The organism is Variovorax saccharolyticus, from assembly GCF_030316765.1.
Classification (GTDB): Bacteria; Pseudomonadota; Gammaproteobacteria; order Burkholderiales; family Burkholderiaceae_C; genus Variovorax; species Variovorax saccharolyticus.
In genome coordinates this window covers 1-13,360 of the sequence record NZ_JASZYT010000022.1, presented here as the reverse complement: position 1 = coordinate 13,360, position 13,360 = coordinate 1, and the positions used below count along the sequence as shown (strand labels likewise).

The following is a 13,360-nucleotide window of genomic DNA, read 5'->3' as shown; positions in this document are numbered from 1 at the left end:
AGGCCACATGCGGCCACGAATGGCAGCGCGCAATTTTCTTCTCCACCGCACTAGGCACCCGTGCGGACCCTGGGGGCGGCTGCGGCCAAGACTGTCGCATAGAGGGCACGGGCTTCTCCGGTCCAGCGCTCGGACTCCCAATCGGTTGCAATCCCCTTGGGGTGAACGACCGTCGTTGGTATCCGTCGAGCTCCGGCAAAACGGCTGTGCCGTCTCGCCGGGAGTGTTGGCTTGCTGTGGGCAAACTCGGTTTCATTCACGCTGCGGGACCGGTTCTACGCACATCCGGTCCGGGCAGGACCGCACGAAATGATCGAAGATGCGCGGAGCGGCAGGCCATTGGCGCAGCGACCGCATCCACAGGAGCACATCAGATCAGCCAAAAAGGGACGACATGAATCTTTCCCAGTTCCTACGACAGAACGCCGAGGACATTCTGGTGCAGTGGGAGGCCTTCGCGAAGACCCTGGAGCCCGCTGCTGCATTGATGTCCAATGACGCACTGCGGGACCACGCGCATCAGATCATCAAAGCCATAGCGCTGGATATAGAAAGCGTTCAAAGCGAGCGGGAGCAGATCGCCAAGTCGCACGGCGATGGCCCCACCCGGCTGCCACAGAGCGCAGCGTCCGTCCACGGCACGCTGCGCGAAGTCAGTGGCTTCTCCTTGGTCCAGCTCACGGCGGAGTTCCGAGCGTTGCGCGCAAGTGTGCTGCGTCTCTGGCTGCCAACGATCGGCGAGTTCAATGAAGAGGTGCACGAGGAGCTGGTGCGCTTCAACGAAGCCGTGGATCAGGCCTTGGCCGAGTCGGCCGCGACCTATTCCGAACACACGGACAAGACGCGCGAGCGTTTCCTTGCCATTCTCGGTCATGACCTGCGCACGCCCCTCGCCGCCATCAGCATGACGGGCGCGCTTCTTGTCAGATCGAAGTCGGTGGAAGCCAATGCCGTGATAGGCAAGCGGCTGACCCGCAGTGCTGCCACGATGTCGAGCATGGTCAACGACCTGCTGGAATACTCGCGGACACAGCTTGGCGGCAAGATGCCCATCTCGGCGGTGCCGGCGAACCTGGGAGAGATCGCAAAGGCAGCCCTGGACGACGCGGCGTCGGCGAATCCCGAATGCGTCTTCGAGTACGCCTCGCACGGTGATCTCTCGGGCATCTTCGACCCCGTGCGGGTTCAGCAGGTGGTGGTGAATCTGCTCGCCAATGCAGCTCAATACCGGGCCAAGGAGACAAGCGTCCTGCTCAATGTCGCCGGCGCGGGTGATGAGGTTGTGGTCTCGGTCACCAACTTTGGTCCTGCAATTCCCCCCGCCGCGCTCCAGACGATCTTCAATGCCATGGTGCAGCTGCCGGTTGAGGGGGAGCACTCTGGCCGACCGCGAACCAGTCTGGGCCTGGGGCTGTTCATCGCCCGAGAGACCACACTGGCTCACGGGGGGGCGATACACGTGGCTTCGACCGACGCCCAAGGTACGACCTTTGCGGTCCGACTGCCCCGCGCCGTTGAGCCAGGGCCACGGCGGCAATGATCCCCTCCGAAGCGCCTCGCTGGCGCTGAACGGGCAACACGCGCTGGTTTGGTAGTTCTTCCCCTACTTGCATGGGGATCCGATGGAAAGCACGGTCTCGCGCGGTGGGCACGGGCCGAACTCATCCGCGACGCGATCGAGGGGGAAGCCGCGGAGTCAGCCCGCTAGCGCTGACCAGGGCCTTGTCGGCACTCGACAAGGGAATCCGGGCTCCGACGTCAGTGGAGCTGCACAGGGCACCCGGTCCTGCACCGCCATCTCGTGAATGCGATGAACGGGCCAGGCACCGACAGTTGGGCGACATCATCGATTGGAAGAGGTGGCCAGGCCCCTGACTCAGCGGCGGGAAGGCCGGTGAAGGCGATATGGCTTTGGTCCGGAGACCAGGTCGGCGGCATCACGAACGCGTGCCCGCAAGTCAGCCTGCGGTGGGTCTTGGGTTCGACATCGCATAGCCACAAGTCACTGGCATGGGCAAACAGCCCCTCCGCGAACGGGAATAGGCAATCGTCTTGCTGTCGGTCGAGACGTCATAGGAGAGCGCGTCGAACGGCCCTTCGGCAGCTGTGCATTCGCGCCCGATTGCACGTCCAGCGCGGAAAGATGGATCTGGCGCTGAATCAGGTACCCCACCTTATCTTTTTCTTTTTGTGGGGAGGGCGCCATGCGACCTCGGCGCGCCGGGTCCTTGGTCCGGAGGAGGGTTGCTGGATGGCTTTCCGCGACGGTCGGGGTTGACCCTCACGGCCGAGGGGCCGTTTGGCGTCCACTGGAGCCTGGTCACGCCTCCAGCGAATTCTCCGCCTGTCGGGCTTCGCCCCTCGCGAGGAAAAATCTGAATCTGAGGAGAGAGCATCGAACCAGAAACGTTGGGTCTGAATCGACGCTGCGGCTTGACACTCGCGATGCCGATTCCAACCTCAACGCCCATGGCTCCTCCAGGCACTCAAGGTCCTGCTCGAATCGCTGGCTTCAGCGATCTCCGACGTCCTTGTCCATCGGCATGTCGAAGAAGGCATGGTCACTTCCGGCGTGCCGCGGAACCTGACGGACGAATCGGCGTGATCGCATCGAGGCGTTCTCGAAAGGCTTGGCTTACCGCCTGTGTCGGTGCTGGCCCCAGGCCCTCCACGCGGACCTCCCGTTTGGTTTGAATAAGGTTGCGTCATCGCTGACCTACGTGCGGTCGCGACAACGCGGGCTTGGTCTGTGGCGCGTCGCACTGAAGATATGGAATTGCGATCAGGATGGCGTGCACGACGGCACGTCCTGCAGGGCGTCACTTCCCATACCGAACAGGAGCCTTCATGACTCAAGCACCTCAAAGCCCTTGGCCGTTTCCGACTGCTGCCTCCCACACGTTCCCTCCTCTTCCAGAAAAACCCACCCTCGTGGAGCCCTCCGAGGACGCGCTGGACTCGGGGGTCGAGGAATCGTTTCCCGCCAGCGACCCGGTCTCCGTGACGGTGAGCAAGTTTGTTGCCAAGAGCAACAAGAACGGTGAGCCGAATACCTGACCGTCGCCTGTTGGCGCGCGTACGGCAGCGGTGCAATCTGTAACTAAAGAGAAGCCACTCTACAAGGAACTCGAAATGCTTGCGATGAACTACCGAGGGCCCTATCGGGTCCGCGCCGAGACCATGCCTGACCCGGTCATCGAACACCCCAACGACGCCATTGTCAAAGTGCTTCGATCCTGCATTTGCGGTTCGGACCTTCACCTCTATCACGGCTTGGTGCCCGATACGCGAGTCGGGACCACTTTCGGTCACGAGTTCGTGGGTGAGGTCATCGAGGTGGGGAGCACGGTGCAGAACCTGAAGCTTGGGGACAGGGTGATTGTGCCCTTCAACGTGTTCTGTGGAACGTGCTATTTTTGCCAGCGCGAGCTCTACGGGAACTGCCACAACACCAATCCACAAGCGACGGCGGTGGGCGGGATCTATGGCTACTCTCACACGGCCGGTGGCTATGCGGGGGGGCAGGCCCAGTTCGTTCGCGTGCCGTTTGCGGATGTCGGCCCGACAAAGATTCCCGATGAGCTGCTGCTCGAAGACGCGGTCATGCTGACCGACGCGTTTCCGACCGGCTATCAGGCAGCCGAAATGGGCGACATTCGGGAAGGCGACACCGTCGTCGTCTTTGGTGCCGGCCCGGTCGGAATCTTCGCCGCGAAGTCGGCTTGGCTGATGGGCGCGGGACGGGTGATCGTGGTTGATCACGTTGAGTACCGCCTCGAGTTTGTCCGGGGCTTCGCGCAATGCGAGACGGTCGACTTCAAGTCCGTCAAGGACATGGCCCTCCACATCAAAAAGATGACCGATTGGCTGGGCGCCGATGTGTGCATCGACTGCGTGGGCTGTGAGGCCGCCGGAAGTGCTCTGCAGCACCTGACGGGCGTCAAGCTCAAGCTTCAGGGCGGGTCAGCGACCGCGTTGCACTGGGCCATCAATTCGGTGCGCAAAGGTGGCAACGTCTCGATCGTCGGCGTCTATGGTCCGACCTTCAACGCAGTGCCCATAGGCAACGCGGTGAACAAGGGATTGACCCTGCGCATGAACCAAGCCAGCGTCAAGCGCCACCTGCCCCGGCTCATTGAACATATCCAGGCGGGGCGCATCGAACCTCATCGGGTGATTTCTCATGTCATGCCACTGGAAGAGGTCGCGGACGCCTACCACCTGTTTTCGAGCAAACTCGATGGGTGCATCAAGACCGTGCTGATTCCACCAGGCGTAACTGCGTGAACCAAGGAGCAACAATGCAGAACCACCATGCACACATCGTCGGCTGGGGCGCCGATCTGGACAGGACGAAGCGCCCTGCGTACCCGATGGAACGCACGCCGCCCCGCTTGGGTCCCCTGCGTTGGACGGACCCACCGGAGCCTCAACGACGAGGCGTCGAGATCCTTCTTTCCAATGAGCGTCCGAAGATAACGCCGGTCTTCGGAACGACGTGTCCTCCCCGGGGACTGAGCGGCACGATCCGTCGACGCGCCTTCGGCTTCAGCGAGAACGACCTTCGCCACTGGCTGATGCTGCTTCTTGCCGATCGGGTGGACGTCGGTGAGGGCCTGATCGAGGACTTGGCGAGCGGCCAATTGCCACGTGTCTACAGCGAGATGGGGGGAGCAGCTGAACTGCGGCACAACCCCATGGGAGCGGCAAAAAAAGTGCTGGCCTGCACTGCCCTGCTCGGCCTTGCCTATCTGGCTTTGCGTCCACGGCGTCGCTGATTGGCACTGGCCGCCTCGCGACGTACCTCCACCGCCTCGTGTCCGGACAGTCACGGTGAACCTTCGTGGAGCCAGGGCGTCGGCATCGCGCCGTCCTGGTCCCGGCAGTGCACCACTGAGGACCACCCGGCATTCTCCACGGCCCCCGGTTCGCTGTCGCGCCCGTCGCGACGCGCGACAGGGCGCTGGATCCGTCGAGCGGGGACGCGCACATCCGCCCTATGTGGTTTTGACGTTCAGGACTCTGCAGCACGTGCCCACGCCGAAAACCTCAGGGTGAGAAAGGTGAAACGAGAACCCTCGCATCCTCCGGTCTGACAAGGCGCCGCGCCTCGAGCCCGCGCCCGTGGGCGACACTCAAGGCGGGCGGAGGGTGATGTCATGGTCGAAAGGGCTTTCAATGCGCGAACCCTCGCTAACAGGAACCGGAGACGGAACGCGGTCGGCCACCCGCGGCGGCGGGGCCAACATGAACGACGAAAAACCGGCCGCCTCAACCAGGACTGCGTCCGGCGCGACGGTGTTTGATCTGGCAGCCGACCGGCATGGGCCGGTCACGAGGAAGAGGTCGAGCCGATGAAAACCCCAGACCCCGCCGCTGCCGCGCGGCGCCCGACGCCGGCCGAGAACGCGATGAAGCAGTTCTCGAAAACCGATGCCGAAAGCGGTGGTGTCGCGGAGACCGCTCCGAGCCGCGCCCCGCCGCGCCGGGGCAAACGCCCCGGCGATGCCGGCGTGGGTGAATCGGGCCATGACGGCAGTTCCCCGTACCAGGACCGCGAGCGGCCGGAAGAGGCGCGCGTGAAGAATGATCGGTGGTGAGGGCCGCTGCGCCCGATGGGTTGCGTGCAGCACCAGGTCGCCGCGGTGAGGGGAAGCCCGCCGGCGACCCCACGAAGGGGCAGCTCACGCGCACCAAGGCAGCATCGCGGCGCGCAACGCCCTCCTCGACGGATTGCTGACGCGCGGGGTGCGCTGCGGTCGCACGCTCGACGGCTGTGGCGAGTCTGGCGGCGGGTATAGCTTGCATTCTGCGAGCGCTTGAAGATGCGGGGCCATCCAGCCCCTCTTCGCTGCGAAGTAAAGGCGGTCTCGCGCTCCACAGGGACGCCGACGACAGCGGTCACCCGTTGGATGAACGATGCGGCCGAGCGCAGGCGCTCGACCGGCGTCCGCTGGGGCATGAGGCCTGGCTTCAGGCGGCGGAGCTAGCCCAGGGTTGGGCGAGCCGCCAATGCGCATGCTGCCTGTCAGTGGTGCGCTCGGCCAGCGCCGGCCTTTGGGTTGCCTTGAGCAGATGCGCCAATGCAGCCGCGAGCCCTTGCGAATTCACGGTTTTTTCGATGTACAGGTTGGCACCGGCTTCGATGCACTCGTGTTGCGCTTCGGCGGCGGGGGTCGCCGAATAGACGGCCAAAGGCACACTGGGACACTGTCGTCGGACCTGGCGGACGCCCGAATATCCAGATGCATCGGGGAGATTCAGATCCAGAAAGATGGCATCGGGACACCCGCGGGCGAGCAAGCCAGTTGCGAGTTCGCCCAGGCACGCAAATTCTAGGATTTCTTCCCCAGGCCGAAGCCTGCCCAGCACCATGGTCATGGCGTCGCGCATCAACGGATGATCGTCGACGACGAAGATCACGCTGTGGCCCGGAGCATGGCGGCGTTGCTGCCCATGTGGTCGCGCGCCTCGAACTCGGCGATCCAGCACCACAACTTGCGTTCGAGGGCCGACGCAGCTGCCTCGCGCGTTGAGAACGATCCTGCCACGGAGACGCGGCACAGGAGACTGCCGTTGCGCGAGACATCGGCGTGGTAGCACGAGCCGTCGCTCCAGACGGCCGCGGCTTCCACGCGCGTCGTCCATCCAGGCAAGCTCATCGTGGCCGGCTGCTCCGACGGCGCGGGCATTTCCCCGCCATCAGAGTGCGCCAGCCCGTTTTTCTCGTTCATCGCCGACCTCCCTTCAAGTAGTGAAGGGCTCACCTTATCGCCACGGCGCGTGCGGTGCTGTGCGGCAGCGCACATACCTCGGAAAAGTCGACAGGAGGACCGCCGTTCGGGCGCACGACGACTTACCCGAGCAGATCGGCATAACTTTTTCGATCGACCGCGTAGCATCCGCAGGCCGCCGCTTCGAGTCCGGTGCGATCGAGCACCTTCAGATCGCCGCGAGCGTATTCGATCAGCCCGTTGTGCTGCAGAACGCCTGCCGCCGCCGTGATGCCGACGCGGCGCACGCCCAGCATGTAGGCGAGAAATTCGTGCGTCATTCTGAAGCGGTCCGAGTGCGCGCGGTCTTGACTCATGAGCAGCCACCGCGCTAGGCGAGGCCCGATCTCGTGGTAGCGAAGGCACGCCGCCGACGTGGTGAGTTGGGCCATCAGCACGAAGACGTAGCGGTCCAGGACGCGCTTTAACGCCGTGCTGCCCGTGATTTGTTCCTTGAACACGTCCGCGGCGACACGCCAGGCGGATCCAGATCCCTGCACGACAGCTCGCAGCGGTGCGGTTTCCACGCCCAATGCCACATGCGCGCCCACCATGCCTTCCCTGCCCACCATGCCGACCTCCAGGCCGGGGCTGCCGTCGATCGTCGTGACCAGTGAAATGAAGCCGTCGACGGGAAAGTAGACGTACGGCGTGGGCTCACCCGGAAGGCAGAGCACGTCGGATAAGACCAGCTGCACAGCGTCGCAGCGGGCCAAGAGTTTGCGGCGATCACCCTGGGGTAGCAGCTCGATGAGGTGGTTCTCGAAGGCGGGCAAGCGGCTCTCTCCTGTTGTTCTCCTCCGATTGACGGGGCGAACTGAATGGAGCGCTGGGTCAAATGCCGTTTCGATGGGTGATCCAGTATGCGCTCCGCAGCCCGTCATTGCATTGCCTCGGTCACTTCGCTTCCTTGGCGGGAAGGAGCCGGTCGTATTCTTTCTTGACCACGGCATAGCACTCGCAGGACCGCTTTTCGAGTCCCGGCCGGTCCAGCACCGTGATGCGTCCCCGCGAGTATCGGATGAGGCCGCCAGCCTGCAGTTGAACCGCGGCCTCGGTCACCCCTTCGCGCCGGACGCCGAGCATGTTGGAAATCAGCTCCTGGGTCATCACCAGGTCGTTGCCCTGCAGGCGGTCCAGGCTCAGCAACAACCATCGACACAGCTGCTGGTCCAGGGAGTGGTGGCGATTGCAGACCGCCGTCTGCGACATTTGGGTGATCAGCGCTTGCGTATACCGCAGCAGAAGGTGCAACACCGGTCCGGCCCGATTGAACTCGTCCTGCAGCGCTTTGGCGCTGAGCCGAAACCCCTTGCCGGCGCTTTGAACCACGGCGCGGTTGGGCGTGGACCCCCCTCCCATGAAGATGGAGATGCCAACGATCCCTTCCCTGCCCACCACGGCGATTTCCGCCGAGGCACCGTTCTCAAGCACGTACAACAGCGAGACGATGGCAGTGGTCGGAAAGTACACATGGCTGAGCGTGGCGCCCGACTCATACACCGCGTGGCCGAGTGGCAGGTCGACCGGTTCGAGCAGGGGCAGCCAACGTTTCAGCTCGGCGTCTGGGAGTGCCGCGAGCAGGTCATTTCTTTCGACATCTGAGACGGGCACCATCGACGAACTCCACTTTCGGGCCACGGGAACACGGGCGGTCCCACTGCAATACCTCGAGTAGACCCAGTTTTCGGGCGCATGTCTGTTCGGTAGCGAACATATACTTTCACGTCAGGGCCATATGGAATCGATCCGCCGAGTCGATCGGTGGGGCGCGGCGGCCCGAAGATGTCCGGCGAGATGGCACTGTTGCTGCGACAGGTGGGCGCCGCACCACTTGGTCGGGTGGGGCCGCCAGCCAGACCCGAGATCCGCCGCCTCCAGCCGTGTCGAAGGGCCCGCCAGCGAGATTGAAAAACCCCGGTGCTGGCGGTGCGCATCCGAACAGCCTGGCACCTCTCTTTGCGCTCCGCTCGACGGCGCGCTCCGATAGTGGCGATGGCTTCAGGTCAGGACGAATCGGGTCGGGAATCGGGTTCGCGAAGGCGATCGCGCAATGCGCGTCGGCCGGCCTCTGCGCGGGCGAAATGGACCCCGGAATCCCGACTCGAGGTCCGTCGCTATGCGCTATACGAACAACAGCGATCAAAGAAAGCTTCGAGCTCGGTGACTTGTCAAAAACGCCATCCGCGCCGAGATCCAGGCATCTTCGACGAATTTCAGCAGTGGGATAGTTGGTCAGCACCAGCATGTGTTGGTGCGCCAACCGGTCCCGCGCGGCACGCAACACGGTCAGCCCGGTGCCTTCCTTCAGGAAGAGATCCACGACGGCCAGGTCCCACGCCTGCGCGTGCCGATCCAGTGCGTCGACCGCCTCTGAAGCGGTCGCTGCGACGGCAATCACATGCGCGTTGGCCATCTCCGCCAAGGTCGGAATGAGATTCTCGCGAATTGTCTCGCTGTCCTCGACAAGGATCGTTTTGAGCGACATCGTGGTACGCCGAAGGCGCTCGGTTGTGAATCGCGACGAAGGCGTGCTCGCGCCGATTGGGGCAGAGGGTCATCCGCCCATTTGTAGGACGGCAACCTGCGCGGGCGACGGAGGGGTTCGGATCAGGCCTTTTTGACGCCGCGCAGACGCGCGGTCTCGCCCTGAGTGGGACTTCCCGCCGGTTGCTGGACGCACTCACCCCCATTGCAAAAAGAATCAGCGAACTGTGCCGGCGATGTCGACTGCGGTGCCATGCGAAAGGTGGAGGAATGCGCGCATCGGTGCGCCTGCATTGAGACATCGGCAAGGCTCTACCGCGAGCCCCGCCCGGACAAGTTCGATACGCAAATGGTGAAGGCGGTCGTCGCGTTCAGCCATTGCGGCGTCTGCCATTCGAATGGCACGCGTGGGAGCAAGGACGTCAGTCGGCGGGAACGGCGGTTCTCGCCCGTCTGATCTGACCCGCCAGGCGCTGCTTGCGCGTAGGAGGGGGACGGTGGGTCATGGCGTCGAAAATCCAAACGCCTGCGATTAGCAGAGCGAGGGCTGACAAGATCAAGGCTTCGGTGGTCATATTCGTCCAGGAATGGTGAAGTGAAGCCGGCCACTTCGGAATGGACGGTTTCGCGCGACGGCGCGTGGTTCAAGTAAAGCCTATGTCGATTCCGGCCACGGTGATGTCAGCCACAAGCGCGAGAGTTCAGAGGACCAAGAGGAAATTGAACTCCCACGAGCTCGTCCGGACGATTCATGTTGCGCTCGCTGCGCAAGCTGCCCTGGACCATCGTTGATGGATCACGCAGTGCAGGCTGAGAACCGGTTGCGCACGCGCTCGTTCCTGACAGGGGTGCCAGCCTCAAGCGCCTACCGTGGAGTCGCCTGACAGCCAGTCAGGTGCAACACGCAACGGAGACTACTTCATGAATCGCTCACCCATTTTGCGCATTCTCGCCACCTCGGCGAGCGCCTTCGCCTTGATCTCGATCTCGGGGCTGGCGTCGGCGCAGGGCACGCCGCCCAACACCGCCTCCCCCAACCCTGCAACCGCCGCAGGCCAGCAGAGCCAGACCGGCACGCCGATGGGCACCACCGGCACGTTGCCCTCCACGCAGGGGACCGGTTCGATCTCAACTCCGTCGGGCGCCGGAGTACCTGGAGCTGCCATGCCGAGTGCGATGCCTAGTGCGATGCCCAGCACGCCGATGGCGAACGACAATTCGACGGGCGGCACCGGCACCGCGCGCATGGCGCGCGCTGATCGGAACTAGGTTTGCCCGTGGTTCCAAGCCCTGTTCGTCGCGTCCACGTCTGGCTCGCCGCTCTTGCCGTCTCGGCGGCCGGAGCGGCTCAGGCTCAGGCTCAGGCTCAGGAGCCTCTCGGTACCCTGTTGGCCTGGGTCCAGGCGACCGGCGACAACCATGGCCAGGCATTCGTGGTGGTGGACAAGCGCGCCGCGCGCGTTCACCTCTTCGACGGTCAGGGCAATGAGCAGGCTTCGTCGCCGGTGCTGCTCGGCTTGGCAAAAGGTGACGATTCCGTTGCTGGCATCGGCGATCGCAAGATGGCGGATATCCGGCCGGATGAGCGCACCACACCGGCCGGGCGCTTTGTCACAGAGCCCGGCACAAACCTTCAGAACGAAGACATCGTCTGGATCGACTACGACGCCGCGGTTTCGATGCATCGCGTCCGCACGAGCAATTCGGCCGAGCGACGATTGCAACGCTTGGCCTCGCCGACGACGGAAGACAACCGCATCTCCTACGGATGTATCAACGTGCCTGTCACCTTCTATGACCGTTTCATCCAGCCGACTCTGGGCAAAGGGCCGGGTTTGGTCTACGTTATGCCGGAGGTGCGGTCCTGGGCTGCGGTATTGAGCGGGCGAGCCGAGGTGCCCCCTTCGCTTCAGTTCGAAGATTGAATCTGCTGGCGGTCAGGCGACACAGGTGGCTCGCCGTCTGCTCACGGGGTGCAATGCTGTCGATCAATCAAGTCCGGTCGGTCGGGCGAAGGGTCAGACGCTGTTCTTTGCCCGATTGCGGCCGCCGCGGTAACGGATGCTTTTAAGCGCTTGGTCGGTGTTTTCGCACGGCCCGGCTACGCCGGTACTGACGGGGCGTCCAAGGGCCTCCAGAGCAAGGCGGATCTCAGCTCGTCTTCCATTTTCCGTGTGACGATCTCAGTCGTGGGGCTCGATGTGCGGAAGCAGCGGTTCGACGGCCGCTCGTCAGGTTCGCGAGCTTGATTTATCGGCCGTCTCATCCTTGCTCGCATCAGGCTTGAGTGCTGGCTTCTGCCCTGGTTGCGGTGCGTGCTCGGACAGCGGAGCGATTTCCTCGCCACGATGCTTCTTTTCCTGTTGCACTTTTTTGTCGTGCGCGACATTGCGGGGATCGGTCATGCACTCACCATGCTTGCCGCCATAGATGCCGGGCGTAGGCGGAGGCGCCGTCGCTGCGGCACAAACCACGCGTCCGATCGCGCCCGACCCCAGGCAGGCATGTCAGTTGCGTGGGCAGTGGCAGGGCTGAGGCTCCGCAAGAAGCCTCACGATTGCTGGCACACCTCGCCATCGAAAAACCCGACCAGTCGATGCACGACCGGCTGTGCGACTTCTCCTTGGGCCGGTGGCCTCGGACTTCGCCCTATGGGGTGAAGCGCCTCGGCCAGTTGACGTAGCAAGCGTGGGCGGGGATGGAGGGCCCGATGCTGAAGAAGGCGCTTTCCTCGACCCGTTCGGTGGACACCGCGCGAGAGCAGTGCGTTCGAATCGAGCCAATCTACGCAACGAGGCGACAAACGCGTTGATTCAGTCCCATCCCGGCATCAAGAGCGCAATTTGATGCGAGAAAGGGCGGTTCAACGAACAACGGACTTGCGCGGAGCCTACGCGTTCTTGGCCCGCACGATGGTGTGCGTGACGGTCCACCCGCCCTTGTGCTCGTTCGCCACGATCGAGAGCATGTCGCGGTACCACCCCTCTTCGCTGACATGCGAAAACTTGGCCCAGGCGCTGGACCTGCCGTCGCTGGACGCGGTACCCCGATCGAAGCTCCAGGCGCCGTCCTTGATCTCCGGGTCGGTCGCGCGGTGCCGGAGTACGGCGGCGGCCGCGGGACCGGCAGCGGCGAACTTGTCTTCCGAAACGAACGCGAACATGGGGAGAAGTGTATGGGATGCGGATCCGCCGGTCTCGGCTGTCAACCAATCCGCTCCAACGCCACTGGTGAGCCTTGCCCTCTCTCGCAAGAGCGGATGAGTCTTCGGCGCCTCGGGAGGCGCGCCCCCCAGTCCGTTATGGTCGGCTGGTTGACGGGGTGACCGAGAGCCGTGGCGACGTTCCAGCGGTGGTCGCCTTCTGATCACTTCGGCTCCCCTCCGCAGACGCACAACGTCGCGGGCGCTTCATTGCTTCGCCGAGAAAGTGAGCGGGTCATCTACCTTTGCAAAGCGCTCACGCGCCCGTGTCCATGTCAGCGGCCATTCAGAGCAGGGTCGCATGTGGGGAAGCCAGGTCAGACGCATAGACCTCTCGCCCGGTTCCTCGAAGTGTGCGTCGACGGTCACATGGCGCTCCGCAGCAGTTGGCATCCTGCGTGGCGCAGCACCACGTGACGAGGGCGGGCCTAGGCACTCGTGGCGCAACGCCGGTCTTCTCGAGGAGGACGATCTGCGAACCAGTTCGAACACCGAAAGGCCGAGCATGCGCACGAGCACATGGGTGGGAAGCCAACCATCGCTCTGGCTTTCCAGCAGATGAAGGAGCGTGAAGTCTCCAAAGTCCAGCCCGTGAAAGCTGCCAGGTCCATCGCGAACACGAAAGACGACACCCGCATGCACGCGCTCAGCGCGAGAACGAAATCCAGTGCGGCCGAGGGCGTCGCAGCCATGGCGAGTGGTAGCCATGGTCGCCGAAGCATTGCAACTCTTCTTGCCACAGCAAAAGCAGCTTTTCGCTGTTGAGTTCCATGCAATCCTGACCCGGCGGGGGTGCGGATAAAAACTTGGACTGGTTTTATGCCGCAAGTCCAAGGCTCCCCCGGTATTCGACGGGGCTGAGCGAGCCAAGGGAGATCTTGATCCGCTTTTCGTTGTA

General features: G+C 63.5%; 15 protein-coding genes. 6 read left to right on the top strand and 9 right to left on the bottom strand.

Annotation, left to right across the window (positions count from 1 at the left end; all coding sequences use genetic code 11):
- Positions 1 to 394: 394 nt before the first annotated feature.
- The 5 genes from QTI45_RS35090 (at position 395) to QTI45_RS35070 (ending at position 5,600) form a co-directional block, all read left to right on the top strand.
- A complete protein-coding gene (locus QTI45_RS35090; RefSeq protein ID WP_286657647.1) occupies positions 395 to 1,540 on the top strand; it encodes a sensor histidine kinase in 1,146 nt (381 codons plus the stop codon).
- A gap of 1,307 nt (positions 1,541 to 2,847) precedes the next feature.
- The gene (locus tag QTI45_RS35085) at positions 2,848 to 3,057 is read left to right on the top strand and encodes a hypothetical protein (RefSeq protein WP_286373831.1); all 210 of its coding nucleotides are present in this window, start codon (positions 2,848 to 2,850) and stop codon (positions 3,055 to 3,057) included.
- A gap of 75 nt (positions 3,058 to 3,132) precedes the next feature.
- Positions 3,133 to 4,287 (top strand): zinc-dependent alcohol dehydrogenase, encoded by a 1,155-nt coding sequence (locus QTI45_RS35080; protein WP_286373832.1) that lies wholly within the window; start codon positions 3,133 to 3,135, stop codon positions 4,285 to 4,287.
- Positions 4,288 to 4,301: 14 nt separating this feature from the next.
- Positions 4,302 to 4,778: a hypothetical protein gene (locus tag QTI45_RS35075; RefSeq protein WP_286657646.1), complete on the top strand. Its 477-nt coding sequence runs from the start codon at positions 4,302 to 4,304 to the stop codon at positions 4,776 to 4,778.
- A gap of 576 nt (positions 4,779 to 5,354) precedes the next feature.
- The gene (locus QTI45_RS35070; RefSeq protein ID WP_286657645.1) at positions 5,355 to 5,600 is read left to right on the top strand and encodes a hypothetical protein; all 246 of its coding nucleotides are present in this window, start codon (positions 5,355 to 5,357) and stop codon (positions 5,598 to 5,600) included.
- Between the two features lie 373 nt (positions 5,601 to 5,973).
- Here the strand turns inward: QTI45_RS35070 and QTI45_RS35065 are convergent, their stop codons facing one another.
- The 6 genes from QTI45_RS35065 to QTI45_RS35040 form a co-directional block, all read right to left on the bottom strand.
- Positions 5,974 to 6,423, bottom strand: coding sequence for a response regulator (locus QTI45_RS35065; RefSeq protein WP_286657644.1), 450 nt, complete (start codon positions 6,421 to 6,423; stop codon positions 5,974 to 5,976).
- Complete coding sequence (locus QTI45_RS35060) at positions 6,420 to 6,662, bottom strand: hypothetical protein (protein ID WP_286657643.1); 243 nt, start codon at positions 6,660 to 6,662, stop codon at positions 6,420 to 6,422. The genes QTI45_RS35065 and QTI45_RS35060 overlap by 4 nt, the downstream gene beginning before the upstream one ends.
- A gap of 194 nt (positions 6,663 to 6,856) precedes the next feature.
- The gene (locus QTI45_RS35055) at positions 6,857 to 7,549 is read right to left on the bottom strand and encodes a Crp/Fnr family transcriptional regulator (protein WP_286657642.1); all 693 of its coding nucleotides are present in this window, start codon (positions 7,547 to 7,549) and stop codon (positions 6,857 to 6,859) included.
- Positions 7,550 to 7,670: 121 nt separating this feature from the next.
- Positions 7,671 to 8,390, bottom strand: a complete 720-nt coding sequence (locus tag QTI45_RS35050; RefSeq protein WP_286373837.1) for a Crp/Fnr family transcriptional regulator — start codon at positions 8,388 to 8,390, stop codon at positions 7,671 to 7,673.
- Positions 8,391 to 8,496: 106 nt separating this feature from the next.
- Entirely contained in the window at positions 8,497 to 9,261 is a 765-nt protein-coding gene (locus QTI45_RS35475; protein ID WP_353621386.1) for a response regulator transcription factor, read from the bottom strand.
- A gap of 913 nt (positions 9,262 to 10,174) precedes the next feature.
- Positions 10,175 to 10,507: a hypothetical protein gene (locus QTI45_RS35040; RefSeq protein WP_286657641.1), complete on the bottom strand. Its 333-nt coding sequence runs from the start codon at positions 10,505 to 10,507 to the stop codon at positions 10,175 to 10,177.
- Positions 10,508 to 10,648: 141 nt separating this feature from the next.
- Between QTI45_RS35040 and QTI45_RS35035 the strand changes: the two genes are divergently transcribed.
- A complete protein-coding gene (locus QTI45_RS35035) occupies positions 10,649 to 11,185 on the top strand; it encodes a L,D-transpeptidase (RefSeq protein WP_286657640.1) in 537 nt (178 codons plus the stop codon).
- Between the two features lie 306 nt (positions 11,186 to 11,491).
- Here the strand turns inward: QTI45_RS35035 and QTI45_RS35030 are convergent, their stop codons facing one another.
- The 3 genes from QTI45_RS35030 to QTI45_RS35470 all read right to left on the bottom strand — a co-directional run.
- The gene (locus QTI45_RS35030; RefSeq protein ID WP_286657639.1) at positions 11,492 to 11,665 is read right to left on the bottom strand and encodes a hypothetical protein; all 174 of its coding nucleotides are present in this window, start codon (positions 11,663 to 11,665) and stop codon (positions 11,492 to 11,494) included.
- Positions 11,666 to 12,150: 485 nt separating this feature from the next.
- Positions 12,151 to 12,423 (bottom strand): hypothetical protein, encoded by a 273-nt coding sequence (locus tag QTI45_RS35025; protein ID WP_286657638.1) that lies wholly within the window; start codon positions 12,421 to 12,423, stop codon positions 12,151 to 12,153.
- Positions 12,424 to 13,279: 856 nt separating this feature from the next.
- Positions 13,280 to 13,360, bottom strand: an 81-nt coding sequence (locus QTI45_RS35470) for an IS3 family transposase (protein ID WP_353621352.1), incomplete at its 5' end; no start/stop codon positions are given.